The sequence below is a fragment of the Hyphomicrobium sp. MC1 genome (assembly GCF_000253295.1).
Classification (GTDB): Bacteria; Pseudomonadota; Alphaproteobacteria; order Rhizobiales; family Hyphomicrobiaceae; genus Hyphomicrobium_B.
On the sequence record NC_015717.1, the window covers coordinates 757,584 to 783,251 of the forward strand.

27 protein-coding genes are annotated in these 25,668 nt (G+C 59.7%); 13 read left to right on the top strand and 14 right to left on the bottom strand.

Annotation, left to right across the window (positions count from 1 at the left end; genetic code table 11):
* Nucleotides 1-223: 223 nt before the first annotated feature.
* The 8 genes from HYPMC_RS03520 (at nucleotide 224) to HYPMC_RS03555 (ending at nucleotide 10,039) form a co-directional block, all read left to right on the top strand.
* On the top strand, nucleotides 224-2,071 hold the full coding sequence (locus tag HYPMC_RS03520) for a M3 family oligoendopeptidase (RefSeq protein ID WP_013946412.1): 1,848 nt from the start codon (nucleotides 224-226) through the stop codon (nucleotides 2,069-2,071).
* Between the two features lie 194 nt (nucleotides 2,072-2,265).
* A complete protein-coding gene (locus HYPMC_RS03525; protein ID WP_013946413.1) occupies nucleotides 2,266-4,179 on the top strand; it encodes a potassium transporter Kup in 1,914 nt (637 codons plus the stop codon).
* A gap of 175 nt (nucleotides 4,180-4,354) precedes the next feature.
* Entirely contained in the window at nucleotides 4,355-4,498 is a 144-nt protein-coding gene (locus HYPMC_RS03530; RefSeq protein WP_013946414.1) for an aa3-type cytochrome c oxidase subunit IV, read from the top strand.
* 112 nt (nucleotides 4,499-4,610) lie between these two features.
* Nucleotides 4,611-5,750, top strand: a complete 1,140-nt coding sequence (locus HYPMC_RS03535) for a Re/Si-specific NAD(P)(+) transhydrogenase subunit alpha (RefSeq protein ID WP_024275411.1) — start codon at nucleotides 4,611-4,613, stop codon at nucleotides 5,748-5,750.
* 11 nt (nucleotides 5,751-5,761) lie between these two features.
* Nucleotides 5,762-6,163, top strand: a complete 402-nt coding sequence (locus HYPMC_RS03540; RefSeq protein WP_244420970.1) for a proton-translocating transhydrogenase family protein — start codon at nucleotides 5,762-5,764, stop codon at nucleotides 6,161-6,163.
* 65 nt (nucleotides 6,164-6,228) lie between these two features.
* On the top strand, nucleotides 6,229-7,653 hold the full coding sequence (locus tag HYPMC_RS03545; RefSeq protein WP_013946415.1) for an NAD(P)(+) transhydrogenase (Re/Si-specific) subunit beta: 1,425 nt from the start codon (nucleotides 6,229-6,231) through the stop codon (nucleotides 7,651-7,653).
* A 157-nt stretch (nucleotides 7,654-7,810) separates the two neighbouring features.
* Complete coding sequence (locus HYPMC_RS03550) at nucleotides 7,811-9,199, top strand: YiiX/YebB-like N1pC/P60 family cysteine hydrolase (RefSeq protein ID WP_013946416.1); 1,389 nt, start codon at nucleotides 7,811-7,813, stop codon at nucleotides 9,197-9,199.
* 12 nt (nucleotides 9,200-9,211) lie between these two features.
* Nucleotides 9,212-10,039 carry an alpha/beta hydrolase gene (locus HYPMC_RS03555; protein ID WP_013946417.1) on the top strand — a complete coding sequence of 276 codons (828 nt, stop codon included), beginning with the start codon at nucleotides 9,212-9,214 and terminating at the stop codon, nucleotides 10,037-10,039.
* Nucleotides 10,040-10,114: 75 nt separating this feature from the next.
* On the opposite strand, the gene rpsU is transcribed toward HYPMC_RS03555, so the two are convergent.
* Entirely contained in the window at nucleotides 10,115-10,468 is a 354-nt protein-coding gene (rpsU, locus tag HYPMC_RS24060; protein ID WP_013946418.1) for a 30S ribosomal protein S21, read from the bottom strand.
* A 300-nt stretch (nucleotides 10,469-10,768) separates the two neighbouring features.
* On the opposite strand from rpsU, the gene HYPMC_RS24065 reads away from it, so the two are divergent.
* Complete coding sequence (locus tag HYPMC_RS24065) at nucleotides 10,769-11,329, top strand: nuclear transport factor 2 family protein (RefSeq protein WP_013946419.1); 561 nt, start codon at nucleotides 10,769-10,771, stop codon at nucleotides 11,327-11,329.
* An 8-nt stretch (nucleotides 11,330-11,337) separates the two neighbouring features.
* Here the strand turns inward: HYPMC_RS24065 and HYPMC_RS03570 are convergent, their stop codons facing one another.
* Both HYPMC_RS03570 and HYPMC_RS03575 read right to left on the bottom strand, forming a co-directional pair.
* Nucleotides 11,338-12,660, bottom strand: a complete 1,323-nt coding sequence (locus HYPMC_RS03570) for a glycoside hydrolase family 3 N-terminal domain-containing protein (RefSeq protein ID WP_013946420.1) — start codon at nucleotides 12,658-12,660, stop codon at nucleotides 11,338-11,340.
* A 94-nt stretch (nucleotides 12,661-12,754) separates the two neighbouring features.
* Nucleotides 12,755-13,615 (bottom strand): transporter substrate-binding domain-containing protein, encoded by an 861-nt coding sequence (locus HYPMC_RS03575; protein WP_013946421.1) that lies wholly within the window; start codon nucleotides 13,613-13,615, stop codon nucleotides 12,755-12,757.
* 384 nt (nucleotides 13,616-13,999) lie between these two features.
* Here HYPMC_RS03575 and HYPMC_RS03580 point away from each other — a divergent pair, with 384 nt between their 5' ends.
* The gene (locus HYPMC_RS03580; protein ID WP_244420971.1) at nucleotides 14,000-15,286 is read left to right on the top strand and encodes a glycosyltransferase; all 1,287 of its coding nucleotides are present in this window, start codon (nucleotides 14,000-14,002) and stop codon (nucleotides 15,284-15,286) included.
* A gap of 12 nt (nucleotides 15,287-15,298) precedes the next feature.
* Here the strand turns inward: HYPMC_RS03580 and HYPMC_RS03585 are convergent, their stop codons facing one another.
* On the bottom strand, nucleotides 15,299-15,661 hold the full coding sequence (locus HYPMC_RS03585; protein WP_013946423.1) for a DUF3175 domain-containing protein: 363 nt from the start codon (nucleotides 15,659-15,661) through the stop codon (nucleotides 15,299-15,301).
* 151 nt (nucleotides 15,662-15,812) lie between these two features.
* Here HYPMC_RS03585 and HYPMC_RS03590 point away from each other — a divergent pair, with 151 nt between their 5' ends.
* Nucleotides 15,813-17,069 (top strand): cyclopropane-fatty-acyl-phospholipid synthase family protein, encoded by a 1,257-nt coding sequence (locus HYPMC_RS03590; RefSeq protein ID WP_013946424.1) that lies wholly within the window; start codon nucleotides 15,813-15,815, stop codon nucleotides 17,067-17,069.
* Nucleotides 17,070-17,084: 15 nt separating this feature from the next.
* Here the strand turns inward: HYPMC_RS03590 and HYPMC_RS03595 are convergent, their stop codons facing one another.
* Together HYPMC_RS03595 and HYPMC_RS24070 are read right to left on the bottom strand one after the other, a co-directional pair.
* Nucleotides 17,085-17,828: a lysophospholipid acyltransferase family protein gene (locus HYPMC_RS03595; RefSeq protein WP_013946425.1), complete on the bottom strand. Its 744-nt coding sequence runs from the start codon at nucleotides 17,826-17,828 to the stop codon at nucleotides 17,085-17,087.
* A 160-nt stretch (nucleotides 17,829-17,988) separates the two neighbouring features.
* Complete coding sequence (locus HYPMC_RS24070) at nucleotides 17,989-18,132, bottom strand: hypothetical protein (RefSeq protein WP_013946426.1); 144 nt, start codon at nucleotides 18,130-18,132, stop codon at nucleotides 17,989-17,991.
* A 289-nt stretch (nucleotides 18,133-18,421) separates the two neighbouring features.
* On the opposite strand from HYPMC_RS24070, the gene HYPMC_RS24620 reads away from it, so the two are divergent.
* Complete coding sequence (locus HYPMC_RS24620; RefSeq protein ID WP_244420972.1) at nucleotides 18,422-18,709, top strand: hypothetical protein; 288 nt, start codon at nucleotides 18,422-18,424, stop codon at nucleotides 18,707-18,709.
* 36 nt (nucleotides 18,710-18,745) lie between these two features.
* Here the strand turns inward: HYPMC_RS24620 and HYPMC_RS03605 are convergent, their stop codons facing one another.
* Entirely contained in the window at nucleotides 18,746-18,973 is a 228-nt protein-coding gene (locus tag HYPMC_RS03605; protein ID WP_013946428.1) for a hypothetical protein, read from the bottom strand.
* Between the two features lie 394 nt (nucleotides 18,974-19,367).
* On the opposite strand from HYPMC_RS03605, the gene HYPMC_RS03610 reads away from it, so the two are divergent.
* Entirely contained in the window at nucleotides 19,368-19,619 is a 252-nt protein-coding gene (locus tag HYPMC_RS03610) for a hypothetical protein (protein WP_013946429.1), read from the top strand.
* Nucleotides 19,620-19,642: 23 nt separating this feature from the next.
* On the opposite strand, the gene HYPMC_RS03615 is transcribed toward HYPMC_RS03610, so the two are convergent.
* The 7 genes from HYPMC_RS03615 to HYPMC_RS03645 all read right to left on the bottom strand — a co-directional run bounded on the left by HYPMC_RS03615 (nucleotide 19,643) and on the right by HYPMC_RS03645 (nucleotide 25,666).
* Nucleotides 19,643-20,926, bottom strand: a complete 1,284-nt coding sequence (locus tag HYPMC_RS03615; protein ID WP_013946430.1) for a diguanylate cyclase — start codon at nucleotides 20,924-20,926, stop codon at nucleotides 19,643-19,645.
* A 183-nt stretch (nucleotides 20,927-21,109) separates the two neighbouring features.
* A complete protein-coding gene (locus HYPMC_RS03620) occupies nucleotides 21,110-21,988 on the bottom strand; it encodes a dimethylarginine dimethylaminohydrolase family protein (RefSeq protein WP_013946431.1) in 879 nt (292 codons plus the stop codon).
* Nucleotides 21,985-22,578, bottom strand: a complete 594-nt coding sequence (locus HYPMC_RS03625) for a DUF1989 domain-containing protein (RefSeq protein ID WP_013946432.1) — start codon at nucleotides 22,576-22,578, stop codon at nucleotides 21,985-21,987. Before HYPMC_RS03625 ends, HYPMC_RS03620 begins: the two co-directional genes overlap by 4 nt.
* Nucleotides 22,575-23,363 (bottom strand): creatininase, encoded by a 789-nt coding sequence (locus HYPMC_RS03630; protein WP_013946433.1) that lies wholly within the window; start codon nucleotides 23,361-23,363, stop codon nucleotides 22,575-22,577. The genes HYPMC_RS03625 and HYPMC_RS03630 overlap by 4 nt, the downstream gene beginning before the upstream one ends.
* Before the next feature lie 14 nt (nucleotides 23,364-23,377).
* Nucleotides 23,378-24,091 (bottom strand): SDR family NAD(P)-dependent oxidoreductase, encoded by a 714-nt coding sequence (locus HYPMC_RS03635; RefSeq protein WP_013946434.1) that lies wholly within the window; start codon nucleotides 24,089-24,091, stop codon nucleotides 23,378-23,380.
* A complete protein-coding gene (locus HYPMC_RS03640) occupies nucleotides 24,088-24,861 on the bottom strand; it encodes an SDR family NAD(P)-dependent oxidoreductase (protein WP_013946435.1) in 774 nt (257 codons plus the stop codon). Before HYPMC_RS03640 ends, HYPMC_RS03635 begins: the two co-directional genes overlap by 4 nt.
* 25 nt (nucleotides 24,862-24,886) lie before the next feature.
* On the bottom strand, nucleotides 24,887-25,666 hold the full coding sequence (locus HYPMC_RS03645) for an ABC transporter ATP-binding protein (protein ID WP_013946436.1): 780 nt from the start codon (nucleotides 25,664-25,666) through the stop codon (nucleotides 24,887-24,889).
* Nucleotides 25,667-25,668 lie beyond the last annotated feature (2 nt).

Consider the following 25,668-nt stretch of genomic DNA (forward strand, 5'->3'; position numbering starts at 1 on the left):
ACTTGGTGACCCGGAACTTACGCAACGAGCACATCATTGCCGGACAACGGTAAACGTAAGGTTTCGCGGTGACGCAAATTTCGCCGCCGTTCGCTAAGAGGCTGAACTCTCGCGAAAGTTTTTTTCAGCCGGTGCCGACCCTACATCTGTCTGGATCGTCAAATTTCATCTTTTCCGAGGCTGTGCTAAGCCACGGCTCGCATTCTTAACTATAGAGGTTCTCATGCGCAGGTGGCCGTTGTCCGATATCACTCTCGCTCCACAATCCGCGACCAAGCTGGCGGACGATAGGGACGCCCTGGGCAACATGCCGCAATGGGATCTGAGCGATCTCTATTCCGGTCCCGGCGATCCGGCCATTCAGCGCGATCTCAAAGAAGCGGCCGCTGAGGCGACGCGCATCAAGGCGACGTATCAAGGGCGCTTAGCGGAACTCGCCAAGGACGGCGACAAGCTGATCCATCCGGTCAAGGATTACGAGAAGCTGTCCGATCTCGCGGGCAAGCTCGGATCGTTTTCCGGGCTCTACTATGTTCTCAATCAGACGGACCCGGCGCGTGCGAAATTCAATGCCGACGTCTCGGAAGCGCTGACGAAGCTCTACACCGATCTCATCTTTTTCGAACTCGAACTCAATCAGATCGACGACGCCGTGCTTGAGTCGGCGCTGAAGCACGAAAGCCTCAAGCGCTATAAGCCGTGGTTCGATGATCTGCGGAAGGAAAAGCCGCATCAGCTCGACGAACGGATCGAGACGCTTTTCACCGAAAAATCGCAGACGAGCCGCGGCGCGTGGAACCGGCTGTTCGACGAGACAATGTCGGCGCTGCGATTTGAGGTCGAAGGCGAGAAGGAAGCGCTTTCGCTTGAGCCGACGCTCAACCTGCTGTCGCACGCTGACGAGAAGAAGCGCGAGGCAGGATCAAAAGCGCTCAGCAAAGTTTTTCAAGCGAATCTGCCGCTGTTTTCGCGGATCACGAATACGCTTGCGAAAGACAAAGAGATCTCCGACCGCTGGCACAATTTCAAAGACGTTTCAGACAGCCGCAACCTTGCGAACCGTGTCGAAGGCCCGGTTGTCGACGCGCTGGTGTCGAGTGTCCGCGCGGCCTATCCGCTGCTGTCGCATCGCTATTACGCAATGAAAGCCAAATGGCTCGGCAAGAAGACGCTGGCATCTTGGGATCGCAACGCGCCGCTTCCCGACAAGCCGGAACGCACGATCACGTGGTCGGAAGCCGAGCAGATCGTTCTTCGGGCTTACAACGGTTTTGCGCCCGAGATGGCGACGATCGCCAAGCAGTTCTTCGATAAGAACTGGATCGATGCGCCGGTGAAGCCCGGCAAGGCGCCAGGCGCGTTCTCGGCGTCGACGGTGCCGTCGGTGCACCCTTACGTCATGATGAATTATCTCGGTAAGCCGCGCGATGTCATGACGCTCGCGCATGAGCTTGGCCATGGCGTCCATCAGTGGCTCGCGCGCGATCAGGGTCCGCTGCTGGCGCCGACGCCGCTGACGCTCGCCGAGACGGCGTCCGTGTTCGGCGAGATGCTGACGTTCCGCGCGCTCATCGCTGAGACCAAGGATGCGCGCGAAAAGAAAGCCATGCTCGCGGCCAAGGTCGAGGACATGATCAATACCGTTGTGCGCCAGATCGCATTCTATACTTTTGAGCGAAAGGTTCACGAAGCGCGCCGCGAGGGCGAACTGACGGCCGAGCAGATCAACGGCTTCTGGATGGACGTTCAGGCGGAAAGCCTGGGGCCGGCGATCGATCTAAAACCCGGCTACGAGGTCTTTTGGACCTATATCCCGCACTTCATTCATTCGCCTTTCTACGTCTACGCCTACGCGTTCGGCGACTGTCTGGTAAACTCGCTTTACGGCCTTTACGCCGAAGCTCACCCCGGGTTCGTGGCGAAATACTTCGATCTTTTGAAAGCAGGCGGGTCGAAACACCATTCGGAGCTGCTGGCGCCGTTTGGGCTCGATGCGCGCGATCCTCAGTTCTGGAATAAGGGACTTAAGGTCATCGAGGGGATGATCGACGAACTGGAAACCATGTCTTGAGCCTGCTCTAGAAAGCGTTCATAAAACCGACTGTTCGGCGGTGCAGCGAATCCTGCGAAGGTGTGCTGCCGAACGGTCCGCTGGAAAGGCAACTTGGGGGTGGCGAATTTAACGCTTTCCATCGGCTCGACGTGAGGGTAGAAGCCCGCCACTTTGCTGCGATGCAGCCCAATTCGACAGGTCGAGGTGCCTGAATGGCACAAGCGCCCGCCTCTTCTCAGGCTGCCGATTATGGCGTCGGAGAGGGGCATGACAGTAAGAACTTCTGGGCATTGGCACTGGGCTCGGTAGGTGTCGTCTTTGGCGACATCGGTACGAGTCCGCTTTATGCTTTCAAGGAGGCTATCACAGCTGCTTCGCACCGCGGGTTGACTGCCGCGGAGGCGGCGGTTGGCGTGCTGTCGCTCATCTTCTGGAGCATGACGCTCGTCGTCACCGTGAAGTACGTGCTCCTTTTGCTCCGCGCCGATAACAAGGGCGAGGGCGGTATGTTCGCGCTGATGGCGCTGGGCCAGACCGTCGCCCGCCGCAGCGCGCCGCTGCTCGGTGCGCTTGGTATTGCCGGCGCTTCGTTCTTTTACGGCGATGCGGTTATCACGCCGGCGATTTCGGTGTTATCGGCGGTCGAAGGCCTGCAACTCATCGCGCCGCAATTCGAACGCGCCGTCATTCCGGTCGCCGTCATTGTTCTCGCCGGCCTTTTCTGGATGCAGTCACGTGGCACGGACCGGGTCGCGCGATTTTTCGGTCCGGTCATGTGCGTCTGGTTTGCCATCCTGGCGCTGGGCGGCCTCGTCCACATCGCCGACAATCTGCACGTCCTTCGTGCCCTCAATCCGATTGAGGGCATTTCGTTTGTCTACCACCACGGCTTTCTGGGCCTGACGGTGATGGGCCTCGTCTTTCTGGCGTGTACCGGCGCCGAGGCGCTCTACGCCGACCTTGGCCATTTCGGCCGGAAGCCTATCTCTGTCGCCTGGGTGTACTTCGTCATGCCGGCGCTGGTGCTCAATTATTTCGGCCAGGGCGCGTTGGTCATGAACGACGCCAATGCGGTCGAAAATCCGTTCTATCGGCTTTATCCCGATTTCATGCTGATCCCGATGCTGATCCTGTCGACGTTCGCGACGGTGATCGCGAGCCAGGCAGTGATTACGGGGGCCTTTTCGCTGACGCGTCAGGCTATCCAGCTCGGCCTCGTGCCGCGCTTCGAGATCCGGCATACCTCGGAGAGCATGGCCGGACAGATCTATATGCCGAGGGTCAACTGGATCCTTTTCGTAGCCGTTCTTGTCGCGATTTTTGCCTTCAGGACGTCGTCCAATCTGGCGGCGGCCTACGGTGTGTCGGTGACGGCAGCGATGGTCATCGACTCGCTGATGGCGTTCTTCGTCATTTGGAAATGCTGGAAGTGGCCGCTGTGGCGCGTTGCGCTCATCATCATTCCGCTGTTGCTGATTGAGCAGGCGTTCTTCTCAGCCAATATCCTGAAGCTGCTGGAAGGCGGCTGGGTGCCGCTCGCAATCGCCTGCATGCTGGCGATCATCATGTTCACCTGGGTGCGCGGCACGCGTGTTTTGGCGAAAGTCACGAAGCGCAACGAGGCCGACCTCGATTGGCTGGTGCGCAAGCTCGAAGCGAAGCCGCCGCATCGCGTTTCGGGAACAGCCGTGTTTCTGACCGGCGATCCCTATGCTGCGCCCACGTCGATGATGCATAATCTGAAGCACAATCGCGTCATGCATGAGCGCAACATTCTGCTCTCGATCCGTACGGAAGAGACGCCGCGCGTGGCCCGTCATGAGCGGCTGACGATCGAGCGCGTGTCCGATCATTTCATCCGGATCATCGCGCGTTACGGCTTCATGGAAACGCCGAGCGTGCCGAAGATTCTCGAACATGCGCGCCGGAAGGACTGCAACATCGACATCGGTTCGACGTCGTTCTTTCTGTCGCGGCGTTCGCTGCGCATGACAGCGAAGTCTGAGATGCCGCGTTGGCAGGAACGCCTGTTCATTATGCTGGCAGGAAGCGCGGAAGACGCGACGACTTATTTCCAGATTCCGACCGACCGAGTCGTTGAGGTCGGCACGCAGGTTGCGGTGTAGCGAGGCGCGCTCGTCTCTACAACCTAGGCTCGATGCCGTATGGCGGATACGCAGTCTTGGCCGGGTTCCCGGCGCAAACTAGGCGAAAGGCCAGACTGCGACACCTTGAAGCTCGCCACATCTTGCGATACCAACCTCATGCAGATTTTAAAACACGCCACTGGGGAGTGAAACTTTGGATATCGATACCTCGAAGGGTAGCCCGGCAATGGACTACGCAGCGCATCTTGAGACCTACCGCGATTTCGTGCGCTTTCTGAAGATTGGCGTCATCACAGTGGCCGTCATTCTCGTCCTCATGAAGATCTTTCTGGTCTGATCCCCGGCTCACCTACGCCGATTAGGTGACGTCAATTTGGGGCAGGCCGGTGATGGACTGCCCCTTTGCTTTTTCCGGTTCTGCCCCTGCCGCCCATCGATTGGACCGAGACATGGTTACGATAGCTGTCACCAGTGAGCCGGCCGACGAGCCGCGCGTTGCCGTTTCGCCGGACACGGTCAAGAAATTCACCGGCCTCGGCGCGCTCGTTCGCATCGAGCAGGGCGCAGGACTCAGATCGCGCTTCTCCGACGACGCCTACCGTGCAGCCGGTGCGGAGATCGTCAGCAAAGCGGATGCGCTTTCCGGCGCCGATATTTTGCTCAAGGTTCGCCGTCCATCTATCGATGACGTCAAAGCACTGAAGCCCGGCGCGATCGTTGCCGGCATGGTCGATCCTTACGGCGAGCGCGACGGTCTCGACGCGTTGGCGGGGACCGGCGCAATCGTCTTCTCGATGGAATTCATGCCGCGCACGACACGCGCGCAGTCAATGGACGTGCTGTCGAGCCAAGCGAACCTCGCGGGCTACAAGGCCGTCGTCGATGGCGCTTCGATGTTCGGTCAGGCGCTCCCGATGATGATGACGCCCGCCGGTACGGTTCCGGCGGCAAAGGCGTTCATTATGGGTGTCGGCGTTGCGGGTTTGCAGGCCATTGCGACGGCGCGGCGGCTCGGTGCGCAGGTGACGGCAACAGACGTTCGCCCGGCGACGAAAGAGCAGGTGCAGTCGCTCGGTGCGAAGTTCATCGCGGTCGAAGACGATGAGTTCAAACAAGCGCAGACGGCTGCCGGTTATGCCAAGCCGATGAGCGCGGAATATCAGGCGAAGCAGGCCGAACTCGTCGCCAACCACATCAAATCGCAAGACCTCGTCATCACGACGGCGCTCATTCCGGGCCGTCCGGCACCGAAGCTTATTTCGCGCGCCATGATCGAGAGCATGAAGCCCGGCTCGATCATCGTCGACCTCGCGGCCGAGCGCGGTGGCAATACCGAGATGACGGAGCCCGGCAAAACGATCGAGACGCCGAATGGCGTGAAAATTTTCGGGCCGCTTAATCTTGCAGGCACCATCGCCGTCAACGCTTCAAGTCTCTACGCCCGCAATCTCTTGGCTTTCCTCGAAACGATGATCGACAAGAAGGAAAAGACGCTGGCGGTGAATTGGGACGACGAACTGATCAAGGGAACGCTGATCGCCAAGGACGGGCAGATTGTGCATCCCAATCTTGCGACGAAGACGGCATGAGGAGCCTTGCCATGCGCTTGATCCAAACTCTGATCGCGGCTCTTGCGGTCACGGCATTAACGGCATCGTCGGCGTTCGCTGCCGAGGGGCATGGCGTCAGCCCGTCTGTATACGAGCTGATGGTGTTCGTGATTGCGGTTTTCGTCGGCTACTACGTCGTCTGGTCGGTGACGCCGGCTTTGCACACGCCGCTCATGAGCGTCACGAACGCGATCTCGTCCGTTATCGTGGTCGGCGCGCTGCTCGCCGTCGGTGTTTCGCTGACGGATTCGGACAGCGGCATCGCTCGCGTGTTCGGTTTCCTCGCATTGACGATGGCGTCGATCAACATCTTCGGCGGCTTCCTCGTCACCAACCGGATGCTCGCCATGTACAAGAAAAAAGAAACGCCTCCACCGAAGAAAGAGGGCTGACGCTCGCGTCGCTCGTCGCATGAGAACCGCCGCAGGAATCCGATAACAGGCCCGGGAACGCACCTATGTCCGCAAACGTCGCCGCTCTGCTTTATCTCGCCGCCGGCGTTCTCTTCATCCTGGCGCTTAGAGGCCTGTCGAGCCCCGCGACATCGCGCAAGGGCAACCTCTACGGTATGATCGGTATGACGATCGCGATCCTTACGACGCTTGGGCTCGCCGAGCCGACGGCGACGTCCTGGATCCTGATTGTGCTTGGCATCGGCATCGGCGGTTTTATCGGCGCCAAGACGGCACACGAAATTCCGATGACGATGATGCCGGAACTCGTCGCGGCGTTTCACTCACTCGTCGGTCTCGCCGCGGTGTTCGTTGCGGCCAGTGCGCTTTACGCGCCATCGGCGTTCGGCATTCTCGTCGATCCGGCGGCGCCCGATCTCGGGATCAAGGCCGGCAGCCTGCTTGAGATGTCGCTCGGCGTTGCGATCGGCGCGATTACGTTCACCGGTTCGGTCATTGCGTTTGCGAAGCTTTCGGGGCGAATGTCGGGCAAGCCCATCATGTTGCCGTCGCGGCATCTGATCAATGCGGGCCTTGGGATTCTGCTGATCCTGATGATCTACGCGTTCATCGTGTCGGGTGGGTCGGCGTGGCTGTTCTGGCTGATCGTGGCGCTCTCGCTGCTGATCGGCGTCCTGATCATCATCCCGATTGGCGGCGCCGACATGCCGGTCGTCGTCTCGATGCTGAACTCGTATTCGGGATGGGCGGCTGCGGGCATCGGCTTCACCCTCGGCAACGTCGCGTTGATCATCACCGGCGCGCTCGTCGGCTCGTCGGGCGCCATCCTGTCGTACATCATGTGCAAGGCGATGAACCGGCAGTTCCTGTCCGTCATCGCGGGCGGTTTCGGCGGCGAGACTGCGGCGGCCGGAGCTGCAGGCGGCGGCGAGCAGAAGCCGGTCAAGCTCGGCTCGGCGGAAGATGCCGCCTACGTTCTCAAAAATGCGTCGAAGGTCATCATCGTGCCGGGCTACGGCATGGCGGTCGCCCAGGCGCAGCATGCGTTGCGCGAGATGGCGGACGCGCTGAAGAAGGCCGGTGTCGAAGTCAAATACGCCATCCACCCGGTTGCAGGACGTATGCCGGGGCACATGAACGTGCTGCTCGCCGAGGCCAACGTGCCCTACGACGAAGTTTTCGAACTTGAAGACATCAACAGTGAGTTCGCCCAAACCGACGCCGTTTACGTCATCGGCGCCAACGACGTCGTCAATCCGGCGGCTGAAGAAGACAAGACGTCGCCGATCTACGGCATGCCGGTGCTTCAGGTCTGGAAGGCGGGAACGGTGTTTTTTAACAAGCGTTCGTTGGCGTCGGGCTATGCCGGTATCGACAACCCGGTCTTCTATCGCGACAACACGGTGATGTTGTTGGGCGATGCCAAGAAAATGACGGAAGAGATCGTTAAATCCCTGGCTGCGGACTAGGCGAGGGCTGGCCCAAGGGTCGGAGCGAGCCGTCTGGCCGTAGATTGCCGGCCATAGGGGCGGATCGGCAACAGGCGGTTGCCGATTGCGGTGGCTCGGGTCAGAACCGGGCCGGTCTGCTATAACTTGCAGCCAAGGGTGAGTTTGAGGGTTTTCCGTGTTGGCTCCTGTCGCGTCGGCGTCTTTCGAAAACGATATCGAGCACATCGAGATTATCGCGGCGACGCCGGTAACGAATTCGGCGCTGCTCGCCCGCAACCTGCAATTCATCTACGAGCGGGCATCGAAGGCGCGGTTTGCCGATTACGACGTGGTGGGCATCGCGCGGCAGGCGCCGCAGCTGATGTACCGACTGTTCGATCTTCGCGTCGGCCTTCGCGATCATCTGGCGCATTACGAAATGCTCGGCCTCATGACGCCGGAGGCGACGCAGGGTTTTCGCGACGTCTTTCGTGTGCTCCGTTACGTTTCCGACATGCTCGGGGAGGTCACGACCGGGCATCCGCGCACGCATGAGAACGGGTATCTGCTCCGTGGCTTTACGGGCACCGACAACAACACGCTCGTGAACTATGCTTTCTATAGGAGCGGAACCGCGCACCATTTCCGTTCGGGCGACGTCGTGCTGGTGCGAGGCACGGCGCACAACAGCGCGGCCATCGCCCGGATCGGTGACGTCGATAGCCAGTTCAGCCATATCGGCGTCGTCTACATTGATCCCCAGGGCGACCACTGGATGGTCGAGAGCCTGATCGAAGACGGTGCGACCATCACCCCGCTAGCGAAGGCGCTCGACCATAACATCGTGCGCGCTGTGCTCTATCGCCATCGTGATGCCGATCTCGGGGCGCGCGCAGCTAAATATATTTTCGATTATGTGGCGGCGTCGCACGCGAAAGGCGGCAAGCGCATCCTTTACGATTTCTCGATGCGCACTGACGATACGCGGAACCTGTTTTGTTCGAAGCTGGTCCGGCTCGCTTATGAGCAGGGCAGCTTCGGGACTTTCAGGCTGCCGACCTATCCGACGCACATCGCCCGCAAGAACAAGGATTTTCTGGACCGCGTCGGCGTCGCGACAGACCTGACGTTTGCGCCTGCCGACATCGACATGGAGTCGGGTTTCGATCTCGTCGCCGAATGGCAGGACTATCGCGATACGGCCGGCATTCGCCTGCAAGACTTCACGATGGACAAGCTTTTCGAGTGGATGGACAAATACAACTATCGCTTCGAAGAGACGACGGCGATCAAGCTGGTTTCGCTGCTGGGCCGCTTTTCATCGCACTTCTCGGAAGGGGCGAAGGAAGTATTGTCGTCGGTCTTTCCGCGCGTGCCGATCAACATGCCGCGCAAGACCGTTGCGGTAGTGGCGATGTTGCACAAAACGGCCGAGCCGATCTATCGGGAACTCATGAAGCTCAATCAGGATTGCGTCGCTGAGACGGGCGTTCCGCTTCATGGACTCGACGCGATGGCAGCGCTCGAAAGCATTCGTGAACGAGAAGGTGACAGGATCGGGTATCTGGTTCGTCATCGTGACTGACCCAAGGCGGGCGTGCTTTTGGTTCTCAAATACATTCTGATCACTCTCGTTCTCCTCTATGTCGTCGTGGCGGGGGCGATGTATGTGGCGCAGCGGCGGTTCCTGTATTTCCCCGATCCCGTGCGCACGGCGCCCGCGGCTGCGGGGCTCGTGGGCGTGTCTGAACTCGTCATTCCGACACCTGACGGCGAGAAGCTGATTGCCTGGTACCGCAAGGCGCGGCCAGGTCAGCCGACGCTGCTTTATCTTCACGGCAATGGCGGTTCGCTGGCATTCCGCGCTGAGACGATGCGGAAATATATCGAGCATGGACGCGGCATGCTCATGCTGGCGTACCGAGGCTTCAGCGGTTCTACGGGGTCGCCGACGGAAACGGCCAACGTGGCGGATGCGAAACTCGCTTACGAGACGCTGATCCGCGACGGCGTGAAACCCCACGATATCATTCTGTATGGCGAATCGCTTGGGTCGGGCGTCGCGATCCAGGTAGCGAAGGACGAGAAGGTCGAGGGGCTCATCCTTGATGCGCCCTACACGTCCATTCTTGAATTGGCGTCGGCGGAGTTTCCGTGGCTACCGGTCCGCTTGCTGCTCAAGGACCGGTATGAGTCGATCAAATACATCCATGACGTCCATGTGCCGATTTTCATCATGCATGGGGATGCCGATGAGGTCGTGCCGGTCGAGATGGGGCGCCGGCTGTTCGCTGCCGCCAATGAGCCGAAGGAGATCAAGATCATTCCCGGCGGAGGGCACGTCATCCATGACGGACCGACGTTCGCGTTCGTGAATGGCTGGATCGACAGGCTGCGCGCGGGGAAGTTGCTGGCGCGCGACTAAACAGACCTTTCAGCAAAACAAAAAGGCCCGCGGACATCGCGAGCCTTGATTGTGTCGTCGCTTTGCAGCGATGGCTTAGAAGCTGCTGCCGGTGCTGCCGCTGCTGGCTCCGCCAGCGCCGCCGCCGTTCTGGCCGCCGCGGAAACCGCCGCCTGCACCGCCCTGGCCGCCACGACCCGGGCCACCCTTGCCACCAGCGCCGCGCGCTGTTGCGGGCTTGCTCGGAAGGAGACCTTCGCGCTGCAGCTTCTTGCGGGCGAGCTTGCGAGCGCGGCGCACCGCCTCGGCTTTCTCGCGGGCTCTCTTTTCAGAAGGCTTTTCAAAATGACCGCGGAGCTTCATCTCGCGGAAAACGCCCTCGCGCTGCAATTTTTTCTTAAGCGCCTTGAGAGCCTGATCAACATTGTTGTCGCGAACGAGAACCTGCAAGCAGTTGTATCCTCTGAAGAAATTCTGTCTCTTGAATGCGCAAAAACACCGACTCCGGAGGTTTGGCCGCCGGTGTCCGCGCGTGTTCTGGGCCGTCTTGTATCAAAGACGATGGAGATTGGCAATCGGCAGGACGGGAATTCCGTCAGGGGCGCCGCTAGGGCGAACAATACGCCAAATGGGACCTTTCGGCCGCGGAATTTCGCCTTTTCGGTTAAGGCGGCAACCGAAATTTCACGCACAGCGGGAATCATAACATCAAGAGAGGCTTGGACAGCTTCGCCTGCGAAAGGATCGCCTATGACAGGATCCTGGAATGCCCGGCCATTGCTCCGAGCGATCGGTCTTCTGATGATCGCCAGCGCCGGAGGAGCCTACAGCCCGGCCAAGGCGGATGGCCAAACAGACGGACCGGGGTGCGCCAAGCTTTCCGAGGTCCAGATGGTTCAATTGCTCAATGGCTGGCGCGCAGCGTTCGTGAGCGGGAGCGCGGAACAGCTTTCGACCCTTTATGCTGATGATGCAACTCTGGTCGCGACCAAGGACGGCAAGGTCTACAAGGGTCGCGACGCGATCCGAACCTACTATCAGGATTTCTTTTCCCGGCATCCCCGGCTGTCGATCCGCCCGGCATCGCTCGTTGCCGGATGCGGTTCGGCGACCGTCAGCGGTCCCGTGATCTATCGCATCACCGGCGAGCGCAAAGGGACGCGGATGTTGCTTGGCGGGCGGTACAAGACCGAATTCGAACGTGTCGGCGAGAAGTGGGAAATTGTTCGCCATTCGCTCGCGGCCGATCCGAGGACCATCGGCGAGCCGTTCGAGAAGACGCTGACCAAGCCTCCTGCATCCGATCTTTGAGGCGCGTCTTACTGCTGCGCCTGAACGGGAGCGGACGGTGGCAGGTCGCGATCGTCGACGAAGACGTAGCGCTTCAGCCGCTCGCGCGTCTCGTTTTCGCGCGCGATTGAGATTTCGCCCTTCTGGTCGGCTTCGATCAACGCGGACATCAGGATGTCGTAGCTCTTGTCGACGCTGCACAGCAGGATCAGATCGACCCCTGCATCGAGCGCTTTGACGGCCGCGCCGCCCAAGCCGTCGCGCGATTTCGTGACTGCGCCCATGCTGAAGTCGTCGGTGATGAGCAGGCCGTCGTTTTCGAAGCGCGGACGCACGACCTTGTTGATGACGATATCGGAGAAGGACGCCGGCGTCGTGCTGTCAATGGTGTCGAGCCGGACGTGGCCAAGCATGGTCGCAACGCCGGGCTCCGTCATTACGCGGCGGAACGGCACCCAATCGGTCAGTTCAAGCTGGCTTGCGCCGGTGCTGATGTCTGCCGACGTTACGTGTGTGTCGCGCGTAACGCGACCCAAGCCGGGGAAATGCTTCAGCGTGCAGATGATGTTGAATTTCGTCAGGGTATCGCAGTACCAGCCCGCGACTTTGGCGACGAGGTAGGGATCGTCGTCAATGGCGCGCCAATAGATACGGGTTTCGCCGTCGTTGCGATTGGGCTTGCCGAGCCGCAGATCGACGACAGGGCCAAAGTTCATCGTGATGCCGAGGCGTTCCAGTTCGCGCGCTTGCGTTTCGGCATATTGGCGGACGGCTTTTTCGCGATCGCTGTCGGTCTTGAGCTTGGCGATGAGCATGCCGAGCGTCGGCTGCCACTTGAGCGGGGGCGAGAGCCGCGACACGTATCCGCCTTCCTGGTCGGCGGCAACGATGAGGCGGGGCAGGCCTTGCTGCCGGCGGATCATCTGCAGGTCGTCGATGTCTTTGGCGACGTCCTGAATTTTACGGCCCTGGACGTTGTGATCGGTGACGAAGATGCCGGCGATGGCCTTTTTCTCGACGAGCGGCTTGACCTGAGAAAAGCTATCGAAGCCGACGACGATGCGTCCGCCGAGACGTTCGAGCCGCTGCGGATCGGATGCAAGGATTTCGTCGCGCGTCAGAAGTTTTTGCGGCCGTTGCGGCAAGGCCGGCTGCGCGGGCTCGGCTTTTACTGCGAGCTTGGCACGTCTGGTTTTATTGCGGGCATGATAACGCGGCGAGTGGCGCTTATGATATTTGCGCGAGCCGGATTTGTGATAGCCGGAGCGCGCATCGGACGAGCTGCCGCCCGACACGATCAGTGCGGCTGACAGAATGGCGAGCAGCAAGGCGCGGATCACAGTTTGAATCATAGCTCGTCAAATTAGCTTGCGGATCGTGCCGTTGCGTGCCGATGCCGCATTAAGCTTGTTTTTTTATGGCCGTGCAGTGCACACCAGCCTCGTCTCAGTAAATTCTGACCGGAAAGTAGCGCTGGACGAGTTCTTCGAAACGTCCCGAAGCGCGAACGCGTTCCAGTGCTTTGTTCAGCAGGAGCCTAATCTGCGGATCGTTCTTGGGGACGGCGATGGCCATGCCGTCTCCAAAGAACTTGGGTTCCAGGAATGCACCGCCGCGCATTTCGCAGCACTGGCGCGATAGCGTACCGTTAAGCCAGAAAGCCAGCGAGATGCCGTCGTCGAACAGGAAGTCGGCCTTACCGGCGGCCAGCGCCTCTCGCGCCAAGTCGGGATTTTCGTAAATGACGAGCGGGCTGTCGTGGAAGAACGCACGGAGGAACGCCTCGTGCGGGGTGCCGCGGGCGACAGCAATGCGTTTGCCTTCGAGCTTGCCGGGCGTCATCCCCACGCGCGGCTCGTCCTTGCGGGCGGCGAAGCGACCCGGCGTGTGGAAGTAGCGATCGGTGAAATCGACTTGCTTCAGCGCCGCTGCCGTCACCTTGTGTCCGGCGATGACGGCGTCGGCCTCGCCCTTCAAAAGGTCGGGGATCAGCTCGTCCCAAGGGCGAACCTTGATATCGCAGGAAGTGTTGAGTTCGAGGCAGATGGCGCGGGCGAGATCGACGTTGAAGCCGACGAGCACGCCGTCTTCGTCGTAGAAATCGAACGGCGGATAGTCGTTGTCAGTCAGAAAGCGGATGACGACACGACGGGGCGGGGCGGCATCCTTCGATGCGCCGACGTTGGCAACGGCAGGGTCTGATCCTGATGCGTCCTGGGCTGCGACCGGCATCGCAAAGCTGAGCGCCGCGAAAAAAGCCACGGCCGTCGCCAGAAGTGCATGTCGGTTCAGTCGTTGCGCTTTCATTTCAAAAGAACTCCGAGTTCTCGTGTCCGCGATCGACGCCCATTCTTGGCTTTTAATTTTACGCATCTTGAGCATATAGTTTGTCACTGGCTGGGCGGCGTGACCGTCGGAGGGGCCAGTCAGGTGCATGCCATGCTGGGGACTCGGCCTAAAACGCCGACCACGCGGACATTCCGCGTGCCGCCACGTGTAACGCGCGGTCGTCCGCCGCCGTCTGGACGCGTGTTCGCTCAGCCCCCCTTTCAACGCGATATTGGGCAACTGGACCGTGCGGTCAACGATTTGCGACGGAGGGCACCGGACTTTTCCGCCGCTTCTCCGCTGCTTTTGTGGCAGCGGGTGCTTTTGTTCCTCACGCTAGCGGGTTTGACGGCCGGGCTTTTCTTGCTTGACGACTTCGGTCTCGTGCTCTGGTCGCTGACCATTGCGGTGCCGTTTCTGATGATTTCAGTCTTGCGGCTGGCGGCGCTCTGGCGTGTCGTGAGCGGCCATCAGGAAGCGGTCGACCCGCGATGGCTTGACCGGCGGTACGATAACCGGCTGCCGACATTTTCGGTCCTGGTTCCGCTCTATCGCGAAGTTGCCGTCGTGCCGGCGCTCGTCCGCGCGATGGGTCGGCTCGACTATCCGAGCGACAGGCTCGAAATTCTTTTCATCACCGAAGTAGATGATGCAGTGACGCGGCGTGCGCTTTTGCAAGCCGGGCTCGGCGCCAACATGCGTGTGGTGACGGTTCCGCGCGGCCAACCCAAGACAAAGCCCAGAGCGCTCAATTATGCGCTGCAGGAAGCGCGCGGCACGCTGGTGGCGGTGTTCGATGCCGAGGATCGCCCCGACCCCGACCAACTTCGTCTGGCGGCGATAGCGTTCGTTCGCGGCGGTCCGAGACTCGCATGCGTGCAGGCACGGCTTGTGGTGTTCAATCCGGACGACTCTTTTCTCAGCCGCCAATTTACGCTCGAATACGCGGCGCTTTTCGGAGGGGTGTTACCGGCGCTCGATTATTTGCGATTGCCTATTCCGCTTGGTGGGACGTCGAACCATTTTCGCCGCGACGTGCTTTTGAAATGTGGCGGCTGGGATCCGTTCAATGTCACCGAGGATGCCGACCTCGGAATCCGGTTGTCACGTCTTGGCTACGAGGTTTCGATCATCGATTCCGAAACCATGGAGGAGGCGCCGGTTACGTGGCGCGTCTGGCGCGGTCAGCGCACGCGCTGGATCAAGGGATGGATGCAAACCTATCTCGTGCACATGCGCCGCCCGTTACGGCTTTGGCGCGATCTTGGCGCCCGAAGGTTCTTAGGTTTTCAGGTGACCATCTCGGCCATGCTGATCTCGATGCTCGCGCATCCATGGTTCTATGTGCTCGTTGGGACGGAGGCCGTGCTCAGAGGTCGGGTCCTGCCGGAGAACGAATTTCTCTTCTGGCTCTTCGGAGCCAATCTGATCGTGGGATATGGTTCAGCGGCGCTGCTGATTTTAGTGACGTCTTTTTCAGCGGGCATATCGGGACGCGTGTTCTCCGTCGTCTTGCTGCCGATCTATTGGCTCGCGATTTCACTCGCGGCCTATGGCGCGATCCTCGATCTCGTCAGGAGACCTTTCTTTTGGGAGAAGACGACCCACGGCGTGCGCCGACAGGCTCGCATGGCGAGACAAAGGGCATGATTGGCGACGCCGCTATGCAGATCGTCCGAACGCCTTCCGTAATTCGACCTTGGCGCGATCGAGTGTCTGGCGTCGGCGGGCGGTGAGATTCTTTCCGGCGCGATTGATGTAAAACGTCAGCATCGACATGGCCGATTGGTAGGGCGTGCCCTTCCGGCGCTTGCTTCTTTCTGCCGATCGCTTCAGCGATTTGGCGATCTCGGATGGGTCGCGCCCCTCGAAGAGATGCGCCTTGAGATCGAGGGCATCGCTCGTCTTCGTCACTTGCGCAGACCAGCGATGCGTCGAGCGCGGGGATTTGCGAGCATTTTTCGTCGTCTTCGCTGAATGCGTTTTACGCTTCGTAACCGAAGCAATTTGATTTTTTGGCGCCATGTCTTCCTCGCTGCTTGAGTATTTTGACGCATGACAGAACGATGATGAAAAACCGACGCAAATCTGTTAAGTTCCTGGTGTCGACGGGAATTTGGCCGGAACCAAATTCCTTTCGTTGTGTTGAGTATTGGACATATTCGACGGCCTGCCCATGAAACGCCTGCTCCAATCGTTTCTGAAACAGTGCATCAAGACCGGAAGCCTCACGGTCGTCATGCCCAACGGTGATAGGCTCTCATCGGGGGACGGGACCGGGGTCCCTCTCGTCGTCACCCTCAAAGACAACAAAGCGGCGCGTGAACTTTTCTTCCATCCGCAGATGGCGCTGGGAGAACTTTTTACCGACGGCAGGCTGACCGCATCTGGGGGCACCGTTTACGATCTCCTGGAACTGCTAGGACACAATCTTCACAGCCTAACGCCGCCGCAGTTCGGTTGGCTGCAGCACACGCTGCGCAATCTGCTGGAGCCATTCCACCGCGCGAATTCCGAGGGCAAGTCGCGCGATAATGTCCACCATCATTACGATATCGACGATCGCATCTATGAGCTCTTTCTCGATTCCGATCGTCAGTATTCGTGCGCCTATTTCGAAACGCCGGACCAGGATCTGGAGACCGCTCAGCTCGCGAAGAAGCGGCACATCGTGTCGAAGCTTCTCGTCAAGCAGGGCACGAAGGTTCTCGATATCGGCAGCGGCTGGGGTGGCATGGCGCTCTATCTGGCGGGTATTGCCGGCGCCGAGGTAACTGGCGTTACGCTTTCGCCGGAACAGCTCAAAGTTTCGAAGCGCCGCGCCAGCGAGAGGGGCCTTGCGAAACGCATTGATTTTCGCCTGCAGGACTACAGGGCGCTGACCGAGACGTTCGACCGGATCGTCTCAGTCGGGATGTTCGAGCATGTCGGTCTCAAGGATTATGAGACGTACTTCAAGACGGTTCGGCGATGCCTGAAGGACGACGGCATCATGCTCTTGCATTCGATCGGTCGGCTCGACGGGCGCAGCGCAATGAACCCGTGGTTCGAGAAGTATATTTTCCCCGGCAGTTACGTTCCGTCTCTGGCGGAGGTGTTCCCGGCCATCGAGAAGGCCGGTCTGATTGTTACCGATGTTGAGGTCTTGCGCCTGCATTATGCCGATACGCTGCTGGCGTGGCGGAAGCGGTTCATGGCACGGCGCGCTGAAGCCGCCGCACTGCTCGGCGAGCGCTTCTGTCGAATGTGGGAATTTTATCTGGCCGCGGGTGAGGCTGGTTTTCGATACGGCGGCTTGATGGTCTTCCAGATCCAGCTTGCCAAAAAAATCGACAGCGTGCCGCGGACACGCGACTACATCGCAACGGAAGAGGATCGTCTGCGTAAGCGTGAGAAGCAGGCCAACGCAGATCACACGGTCGCGGCAGAATAGCCGCGTCTTCCGCTCTTAAAGAAACAGGCGCGGCGTTCCGCTCTGCTTGTTGCCGGTGAGGGGGTGGCGGTCGGTTGCCTTTGCCAATTCGTAGGCGCGCGCTGTGACTGCGTTCAGCGAAGCCTCGACCGCAAGGCGGGCTTTCTCCAACGCTTCGTCGTCAGCATCGGGCGAGACGAAAATGGGCTCGCCTGCAACCCAAGCCAACCGTGACAAAGGCAAGTTCACCGTCATCCTGCTCCAGGTGTTGAGCACTAGGAAGCGAGATGTCGCTGCTGCAACCGGGATAATTGGACGGCCAGAGAGCCGTGCGAGCGTCACGATGCCCTCGCCCGCGACCCGTGGGCGTCTTGGTGGGATGTCGGCCGTCATGGCGACGATGGAGCCGCTTTCCAGCGCCTTCACTGCCGCGCGAAGTGCGTAGGCGCCCCCGCGATCTCGCTTGCGGTCTCCGGCGCCAGCGCCACGGATCGCAGAGATTCCGAAGCGGGCCAGAACCTGAGCGACGAGCTCGGCGTCGCCGTGGCGGGCAACCATAGCTTCGACCCGATATTCGCGGGTGTTCAGATCCGGCAGCATCATGAATTGCCCATGCCACATGGCCATGATGAATGGCACCTGGGCGCGAAGGCGATCGAGGAAATCGGCCGGCTCATAAACGGTGGATGATGTTCGTCTGACGGTCCGAATAAGACCGGCGACGAAGCGGCTGGACGCACTGATGGCGAAGCGATTTGTTTTGGAAGGCTGACGAACCATTATCTTGTCGCGCGCGTCGTCGTTCCGAAATGTAAAACAGTGGGGGCGGGATAGTCCGCTTGAACGAAAGTTAGCTCAAGTGTGGCAAGAGGCAATTGCATCGCAATACTTAGCAACGGGTGATTAGTAGGAGACGTTTACGCCGCGGACGGTGGGTCTTCTAGATCAGCATTTCAATTCCATAAGTGATGATGAGCGCAGAGGTCATTGCAACCACGATGCAGATCAGGGAAATAAGGACGTAATAGCCGTCCGATGCGTGATCGTCCTCGCAGAGAGGAATTTTTCCGGCCTGCTTTTGCATACAGAAATCCAACGGATAAACTGTTTTCCAAATTTGAAGCGGGCGGCATAGGGCTCTTTGCGAGCCCATACAAGCTGCGGCAGCAGAAATTCTGGGCTGCGTTTTCGCGTGGAGCCTGCGGCGCTTCGTCCGAGGACGGTTTTCCGGCTCCGCGTGGGGCAGACAAGCAATCCGTGGCAGCGACCGCTTTCAGGCCCCGATAGGGCAGCGCTGACGTGACGGACGCCGTTTGAGGCAAAGGCCGAATGGCACCGATATCATAGGCAACTGTGGCGCGATTGAAGCGCGGATGACAGCGGCGTTCATGATGAATTCATCGGCACAGGCAGAAAAAGGAGGTCATGCTGCAGCGCAGCTAAAATGCTCGTGCAAGGACTTTACGAGGGTGGCAATGGACAAATATCGCGTCGTCGTCTGGTGTGAATCCTGTCGCGGAGACGACGAAGGCTGTTTCGGGGGATCGTCGGAGGTTATCGGCGCCCAATTCGAAACCTGGGAAGAGGCAGAAAAGGCCGGCGCTCATTATTGTTTTGACCTGCCGTACCGCTACCGCGTCGAGCAGGCCGATAGGCACTAAAATTTCGGTTGAAACGGCGGTTTAGAGCGGGTGGCGTCACGCAAGGCGCATAAGTTCCCGCTCCTGGCCGAGAGCCTCTTTGAGCGTCTTCTGGGCCATCTGCATTTTTCGCAGCATGTCCTCATAATCGACGGACGAATCGAGAGCTTCCGCGAGCAGGTAGTCCGCCTGCTCGACCTTGGCCTCAAGGTGGGCGATCCGCGACCGGGCATCGAATAGCTCTACCGGCTGATTATTACTGACTGCGATGCTTTCAACGGTCATGAGCATTATCCTAATTTATATTCTGGACAAAACGCGTTAGCCGAGGCCTTGGTTCCCCCAGCCTTCGTGAGCTGTTCGTCGCTGATGGACGCGGAAAACCGAGCGTTTAAAACCGATCGGCCATTTCCGCTGGCGCTCGGTTGCTGGGCGCGCATCGGTGCGCAAAGGCATTGCACAAGGCAACTGCCAATCGCGCGGACGGTGAACGGTATTTTAATCATCCGGTAACCGATTTTAACCCCTGCCGCCCGTCTGGGGTCTTTTCGCCGCGCTTTCGAGAGCGCACATTCATAATGCGGCCATTGCGCGATCGGTCACGGGGATCCGGTTGGATTCGGACGGCCTGCAGACTGTTGAGGGACTGACGGAGGCGAGACGAAGCGAGGAAAGAGCCATGGCCCTCTATTCTGGCGGCGACCGTAACGACGACTCTCAATTCGGTATTGGCATGCGCGATGGTGATGGCGTGCTCGATGCCTTGATCATTCTTCTGCTGGTCGGATTTTCGTTTGCGCTTTGGTTCGTGTGCGGAGCGCTGCGTCCGATGCTGGACGATACCAATCCGAGCTTGATGGCCCATCCGGCACCGATGTCGGGGCCTTACATCGCGGGCTCAGTGCAGCCTCAAGACTTGTCGGGAAGATAGTGCGGATTTTTTCTGACTAGGTCTTAGATGCGGCGGGTTAAGCGCGCCTTGCGTTGGGAGTGATGGTGTGCAGCTTCCGCCACAGCGCCGTAGACGTTCGCCCGCTCGGCTTCTGAGCCTTCCAGATCGATCGGAACAATGCTGTCCTTCTGCTGCCGGATGTCCTCGCGGCTTGAAAAGAGAATGACGCGATTGCGTCCGGACCGTTTGGCGACATAGAGAGCGGCGTCAGCCTGAATGATTAAGTCGTTCAACATCGTTTGGTCGCCGACCTTGGATATTCCGACGCTGACCGAGCTGCCAAACAGCTGAGCGTCGGAAAAAAAGCGCTTCTCGGCGAATTTCTTGCGGATGCGCTCGGCCACGAGCAGGGCCGCCTTCAGTGTCGCGTCGGGAAGTAGAATGGCGAATTCCTCACCACCGAGGCGCGCAGCGAGATCGCCCTCGCGGACGGTGTCCCTCAGAATTTCAGCAAACGTCTGCAGCACGGTATCGCCGATCTGATGGCCATAAACATCGTTGACTTGCTTGAAGTGATCGACGTCAAAAACGACGACCACGATGCCCGTCGGCGCACGAAATGCGGCGGCGCGATCGAAGAACGCGCGCCGATTGTAGAGGCCGGTCAGGGAATCCGTTTCGGCCTCGCGCTTGTGGCGCCGTGTCAGACGAATTTGATTGAGACCGAGGGAGAGCGCGCCGATCGCGGCCGTATCGGCGAGGCAAACGATGAGGTTCAGATTTTCGGCCCAGTCGTCGGGCGGGCGGTTCATGATCCATTCGCCCTGCTGTGCCAGAGCAAAGGCACAGAGGCCGAATGACAGGCCGCCTACAACATAAAGGGTTGCGAGTGTCGTGAGCAGGAGCGGAGATTCGTGGCGGCAACGCCAATATTCGATCCCCGTTTGGCATAAGATCAGCATCGCCGCGAGATTGAACACGATGTAGCAAAGGCCGTCATAACCACTAACCATCATGGTTGTGGTGAGAACGCTGGCGATGAGCGCGCTGGCAACCATCAGTTTGGCGGGAAGCAATCCGGTGCGGAATTGGTAGGCAGCTCCGAGAAAGAATACCAACCCGATTTGAAGCGCCGAAAAAGCTACGATGCCGACCGAAGGCGAATAGTGCGCGACAAAATTGCTGTAGGCCAGAATGCTGACGACTAGGCTCGTCGAGCCGAGCGTCCACGTCATCAGGGTGCGGTCAGACTGCGAGACCAGCCAGCTCACAAAGAACGTCAGCGCCACCCCTGCGCTGCAGAAGCTCAGAGCGATCAGCAATGAATTATAATCAAGCAGAATCATACCCGGACAATACCGACAAATCCTTTGCCGAGAATGACCGATGGGCCTCAGGGCCGCCTCATATGCAACAATTCAGTATTGTTTGGCCAGTCCAATTAGGCCGGTCACGGAAGACTAAATGAACAGGCAGCCGCTATCCTCGCTGCCTGATGATCATTTGTGAGGCGTTGGGCACAAATCGCCTCAGAGCGGATCGCGCCGCAGGGCCTGACAGAGGCAGTGTGGGCCGCCGCCGCCCAGCGTGAACATCCGGAGGTCAGGATCGAAGACCTTGATGCCGTGGGCGCGCATGCGGGCGTTCAGATCCTTGTTCGCTGCGGTCGACAACACGCGGTCGTTGCCGAGAGCGACGATGTTCGTGCCGAGCTGTGTCGCATCATGATAGGAGACGGGTAGAATTTCGTAGCCCTTCGATTTCAGAAGATCGAGGAACCACGGCTGGTGCGCGTCGGGAGCGACGGCAACGAGCTTTTTGTTGATGAATCCGACCGACACGTCGAGGTGCACGAAATGCGGTGGGAAGGGCACGGCGTAAGCCTCCCAGCCTTTTTCCCGGAACCACGCGCACATCTGCTCGGCGCCTTCCTGCTCGGAGCGTTCGCCGCCGTAGCCGCAGAGGACAAATCCCGGTTCGACGACCATGAAGTCGCCGCCTTCGAAATGGCCGGCGGTGATCATGTTCCAGATCGGGATTCCGGCTTCTTCGTAGAACTTCAGGACCAACGCATAGTCACCGCGGCGGTAGCGGGTTTGCAGCATGGTGATGACGGCGCCGAAGGGCGTCATCACGCTCGAGTCACGAGCGAAGACGCCGTATTTCAGCTCAGGCCGCGCATCGAGCCAATGACAGGTGACGCCCGCCTGCTCGAAGACATCGACCATTTCGCGATGCTGTGACATGGCCGCTTGGGCATCGAAGCGGAGTCCGAGCGCGAGCGTCTGCCGGGAAACGGCGCCGACGGGCCGCCATTCGAAAAAGTCAGGTTTGCCGAGAAGAACATGCCGGAGCACGCCGGTTTCTGAATCGAGTCCCCACGGAATGGAGACGGTCGTCGTGCTCATGCCAGAACCTCGTAGTGCGCGTCCGTCGGCGCGCCTTTGTTGATGCAGATGATGTCCTGCGGGCAGGCGGACATCGCGACGATGCAATTCATCTCGGCTTTCAGCACGACGTAGTCGCCGGGTTTCGAGACAGGCTCTTCCCAGCCGATGGTGCCATCGGTCTTCACCGGAATGTTCATCCAGAGATTGAGGGGGGAGGGCACTTCAGGCGGTGTCAGACCGAGGCCCGCCATACCGGAGCGTAGATTGTCGGCGCAGTTGTCGTGGTAATCGGCGACGCCCAGGCCTTGATAGCGATAGATATCGCATGCGGCGATGAAGGTGTCGTGGATGCCGGGCGAGGTGTCTTCGACGAGCGTCAGGATTGGGCGTCGCTTGTTGGTGACGAGCTTGTCGCCGGGCATTGGGCGAATGCGGTCGATGGCGGCGCGCATGTGCTCCATCGAGAGGAACTCGCTCAGATCGTCGGCGTTGAAGGCCCACGTATCGACGACCTGATGGCCATGCGTGTTGATGATCTTGATCGATTGCCCGGCTTTGAGCGCGACAGCGCGGCCCTGGCGCGCCGGGACGACGTGGATATCGCTCATGGCTTCACCTTTGCATTTGGAAATTCTTTGCGGATCGCGGCGGCGACGCCTTCGGCATAGTCGTTCGCCAGCAGCTTGCCCTTTTCCGCCGAGCAGCCGTGTGCGGGCGACAGCACGCCGGAGCAAGGCACCAGTCCTGTGCGCGTCGGGTATATGTCATAGGGCGGAAAGCTCGCGGGCTTGTCGTCGGGGAGCGCCGACAAATCGACGAGATGCGGATGATGATGGAGCATCAGAGACGTTTCCATCACGGCGGCGTGCTCGAGATCGTAGCCGGGGAAGCCGTCAGGAAAAATCTTATCGAGCGTCTCGCGCTTGGTGAAATCCCAATATTCGAGGCGCATGACCTCGAAATCATGAATGCCCATATAGGCGAGCTCACGACGGGCGAGATCGACGCCTTCGATCGTGAACATCATGTTTTCGTAGTGGCCGTTGATGAGAACGAGCTGGCGCGCGCCGTGGCGTGCAAACTCTTTGATGACGTCACGCAGTACGTGAGCAAGTGTATCGGCGTCGAGACTGGTCGTGCCGCAGAAGTGATTGCCGCCGCCCATCTTCGGCTGCGACTTGTAGCCGAACGAGAGGACCGGCGCGACGACAGCCTCGATCTGTTTTGCGACATCGGCTGCAACGGCGGTCGCGAGCAGGGCATCGGTGCCCATTGGCAGATGTGGGCCATGCTGCTCGGTGGCGCCGGTTGGGAGCAAGATGATTGCACCGTCTTCGATGCGTTTCTGGTACGTCGTCCAGCTCATCTCATTCATAAAGATGCGGTCGGTCATGCTTGTTCTTTCCTTCAAACCATCGAGGCGCCGCCGTTGACGCCTAGAACTTGGCCGGTGACGAACGTTGCGCCGGGGCCGGCGAGAAACAGGACGGCTTCCGCGACTTCTTCCGGTTTGCCGATGCGGCCGAGCGGATTGGACGTTTCAAGGCGTTTCCATTCGTCGGGCAGGTTTTCGAAATCGAGAAGCGGCGTGTCGGTTGGGCCTGGCGCCACGGCATTGACGAGAATGTCGGGGCCGAATTCCTTCGCCCAGCAGCGCACCATAGCGCTGACGCCGGCTTTAGTGGCGCAATAAGCAGCGTGATGTTCGCGTCCGAGCTGAGCCAGCTCGGAACTGAAGAGAATGATCCTGCCGCCCTTGCCGCGGCTTTTCATCATACGTACTGTTTCGCGCGTCACGAGGAACGTGCCGACGAGATTAACGTCGAACACCTTACGGACATCGGCAACGGGCGTTTCGAGTAAGGGGCCGTAGCGAAAGATGGCAGCCGAATTGGCCATGACGTCTATGCCGCCAAGCGCGCTATCGGCGGCGGCGATCGCTTCTGCAACTTGGATCTCGTCGGTGACGTCAAGCTGAAACGACAGGCCCTTCTCGATCGGTTCGAAATCGAGGCGAGCGACGCGCGCGCCTTTCTTCTCGAAGAGATCGGCCGTCGCAAGCCCGATGCCACTTGCGGCGCCGCAAACGACGACTTTCAGATCTTTTAATTCTCTGCTCATCCAAGAAATTCTCCGCGGTCGACGCCAATGGCCTGTCCGGTGATGTTCGTGGCAAGGTCGCTGGCGAGAAAAAGGTAGAGGCCGGCGACGTCCTGCGGCTCCATCAGGCCGGGGAGGCACTGGGCGGCGACGACATCGTCGAAGATGTCGGCTTCGCTGCGCTTGGACCGCGTGGCCATGACTTTCGCCGAACGAACCGATGCGACGGTGCGGACCCAGCCAGGGCAGACGGCGTTGACGGTGATGCCTCGCGGTCCAAGCTCCCGTGCGAAAGTGCGCGTCAAGCCGACGACAGCGTGCTTCGATGCGATGTAGGCGGCGAATTCGCCGACGGCGCTTTTGGACCAGACGGACGCAGTGTTGATGATACGCGCACCGGTCTTCAGAAGCGGTAGCGCGGTGCGCGTGACGTTCCAGGTGCCGCGGACGTTGATGTCCATGATGCGGGCGAACGTGGCATCAACCTCGTCGCTTGGGTCCGTCAGGGGCGTGATCAATTCAAGGCCGGCGTTGTTGACGAGAACGTCTAGCTTGGAAATTTCCGAGAACGCCTTGGCGACATCGGACTTGTCGGTGATATCGGCGACGAAGGCACGAACAGGGCGGCCGTACGCCTTCGAGATTTTGTCCGCGGCCTCATGCACGGTGTCGTCGTCGGCGAGGATTGCTAAGTCGGCGCCGGCTTCGGCGAAGCCCTCAGCGATACCAAAACCGATGCCGCGGCTCGCGCCCGTCACGAGGACGCTTTTATTTTTGAGATTGATACACATCTGCTTTCCTGCGGCGCTTTGCGCCCTAATTGTCGTGGCCCGCTGCAGCGCGGACGAATTTCAAAACTTCCGTTCGCAGCTTGAAGAAGCGCTCGCTATCGCGAAGCTCCAGCGTGCGATCAGGGCCGAGAGCTGCCGCAATATCGACTTCCTCAAGCATGCGTGCGGGGCGCTTGGAGAAGACGATGATGCGGTCGGCGAGAAAAACTGCTTCGTCGACGTCGTGCGTGACGAAAATGATTGTCTTGGCGTCCTGCTGTTGGATGCGGCGCAGCTCGATCTGAAGATCTTCTCGGCGCTGCGCATCCAATGCGCCAAAGGGTTCGTCCATTAACAGAACGTCGGAGCCTGCAGCGAGCGTTCGGGCGATGGCGATGCGTTGGCGCATGCCGCCTGAGACCTTGTTCGGATAGGCGTCGGCGAAGTCGCTGAGGCCGACGAGCTGCAAGTAATGTGCAAGGCGCGTCGCCTTGCGTTCCGGCGTCATATCGAGACGGTACTTCATGCCGTAGGCGACATTCTCGGCGACGGTCAGCCAAGGAAACGATGAGTAGGACTGAAAGACCATGCCGCGGTCGCGGTCCGGCTCGCGGATTGGTTGGCCGTCGAGGCGGATTTCACCGGTGCTTGGCGTTTCCAGGCCGCCGACCATGCGCATCAGCGTCGTCTTGCCGGAACCAGAGGGGCCGAGGAAGACGATGAATTCGTTGCGCCTGACGGTGAGGTCGAACGTTGGCGCGACGACTTCTAGATCGCCGAAATATTTCGCGATGCCGTCGAATACGAGATAGGGAGCTGGTGCCACGG

What these genes read in the sequence shown, in the direction of transcription:
- HYPMC_RS03620 (WP_013946431.1), bottom strand. Translation starts at nt 21,988, where the DNA reads ATGAGCACGACGACCGTCTCCATTCCGTGGGGACTCGATTCAGAAACC.
- HYPMC_RS24070 (WP_013946426.1), bottom strand. Translation starts at nt 18,132, where the DNA reads ATGCAAAAGCAGGCCGGAAAAATTCCTCTCTGCGAGGACGATCACGCA.
- HYPMC_RS03575 (WP_013946421.1), bottom strand. Translation starts at nt 13,615, where the DNA reads ATGAAAGCGCAACGACTGAACCGACATGCACTTCTGGCGACGGCCGTG.
- HYPMC_RS03640 (WP_013946435.1), bottom strand. Translation starts at nt 24,861, where the DNA reads ATGTGTATCAATCTCAAAAATAAAAGCGTCCTCGTGACGGGCGCGAGC.
- HYPMC_RS03585 (WP_013946423.1), bottom strand. Translation starts at nt 15,661, where the DNA reads ATGGCGCCAAAAAATCAAATTGCTTCGGTTACGAAGCGTAAAACGCAT.
- HYPMC_RS03590 (WP_013946424.1), top strand. Translation starts at nt 15,813, where the DNA reads ATGAAACGCCTGCTCCAATCGTTTCTGAAACAGTGCATCAAGACCGGA.
- HYPMC_RS03540 (WP_244420970.1), top strand. Translation starts at nt 5,762, where the DNA reads ATGCGCTTGATCCAAACTCTGATCGCGGCTCTTGCGGTCACGGCATTA.
- HYPMC_RS03535 (WP_024275411.1), top strand. Translation starts at nt 4,611, where the DNA reads ATGGTTACGATAGCTGTCACCAGTGAGCCGGCCGACGAGCCGCGCGTT.
- HYPMC_RS03610 (WP_013946429.1), top strand. Translation starts at nt 19,368, where the DNA reads ATGGCCCTCTATTCTGGCGGCGACCGTAACGACGACTCTCAATTCGGT.
- HYPMC_RS24620 (WP_244420972.1), top strand. Translation starts at nt 18,422, where the DNA reads ATGACAGCGGCGTTCATGATGAATTCATCGGCACAGGCAGAAAAAGGA.
- HYPMC_RS03615 (WP_013946430.1), bottom strand. Translation starts at nt 20,926, where the DNA reads ATGATTCTGCTTGATTATAATTCATTGCTGATCGCTCTGAGCTTCTGC.
- HYPMC_RS03570 (WP_013946420.1), bottom strand. Translation starts at nt 12,660, where the DNA reads ATGATTCAAACTGTGATCCGCGCCTTGCTGCTCGCCATTCTGTCAGCC.
- HYPMC_RS03545 (WP_013946415.1), top strand. Translation starts at nt 6,229, where the DNA reads ATGTCCGCAAACGTCGCCGCTCTGCTTTATCTCGCCGCCGGCGTTCTC.
- HYPMC_RS03595 (WP_013946425.1), bottom strand. Translation starts at nt 17,828, where the DNA reads ATGGTTCGTCAGCCTTCCAAAACAAATCGCTTCGCCATCAGTGCGTCC.
- HYPMC_RS03605 (WP_013946428.1), bottom strand. Translation starts at nt 18,973, where the DNA reads ATGACCGTTGAAAGCATCGCAGTCAGTAATAATCAGCCGGTAGAGCTA.
- HYPMC_RS24065 (WP_013946419.1), top strand. Translation starts at nt 10,769, where the DNA reads ATGACAGGATCCTGGAATGCCCGGCCATTGCTCCGAGCGATCGGTCTT.
- HYPMC_RS03520 (WP_013946412.1), top strand. Translation starts at nt 224, where the DNA reads ATGCGCAGGTGGCCGTTGTCCGATATCACTCTCGCTCCACAATCCGCG.
- HYPMC_RS03635 (WP_013946434.1), bottom strand. Translation starts at nt 24,091, where the DNA reads ATGAGCAGAGAATTAAAAGATCTGAAAGTCGTCGTTTGCGGCGCCGCA.
- HYPMC_RS03525 (WP_013946413.1), top strand. Translation starts at nt 2,266, where the DNA reads ATGGCACAAGCGCCCGCCTCTTCTCAGGCTGCCGATTATGGCGTCGGA.
- HYPMC_RS03625 (WP_013946432.1), bottom strand. Translation starts at nt 22,578, where the DNA reads ATGAGCGATATCCACGTCGTCCCGGCGCGCCAGGGCCGCGCTGTCGCG.
- HYPMC_RS03630 (WP_013946433.1), bottom strand. Translation starts at nt 23,363, where the DNA reads ATGACCGACCGCATCTTTATGAATGAGATGAGCTGGACGACGTACCAG.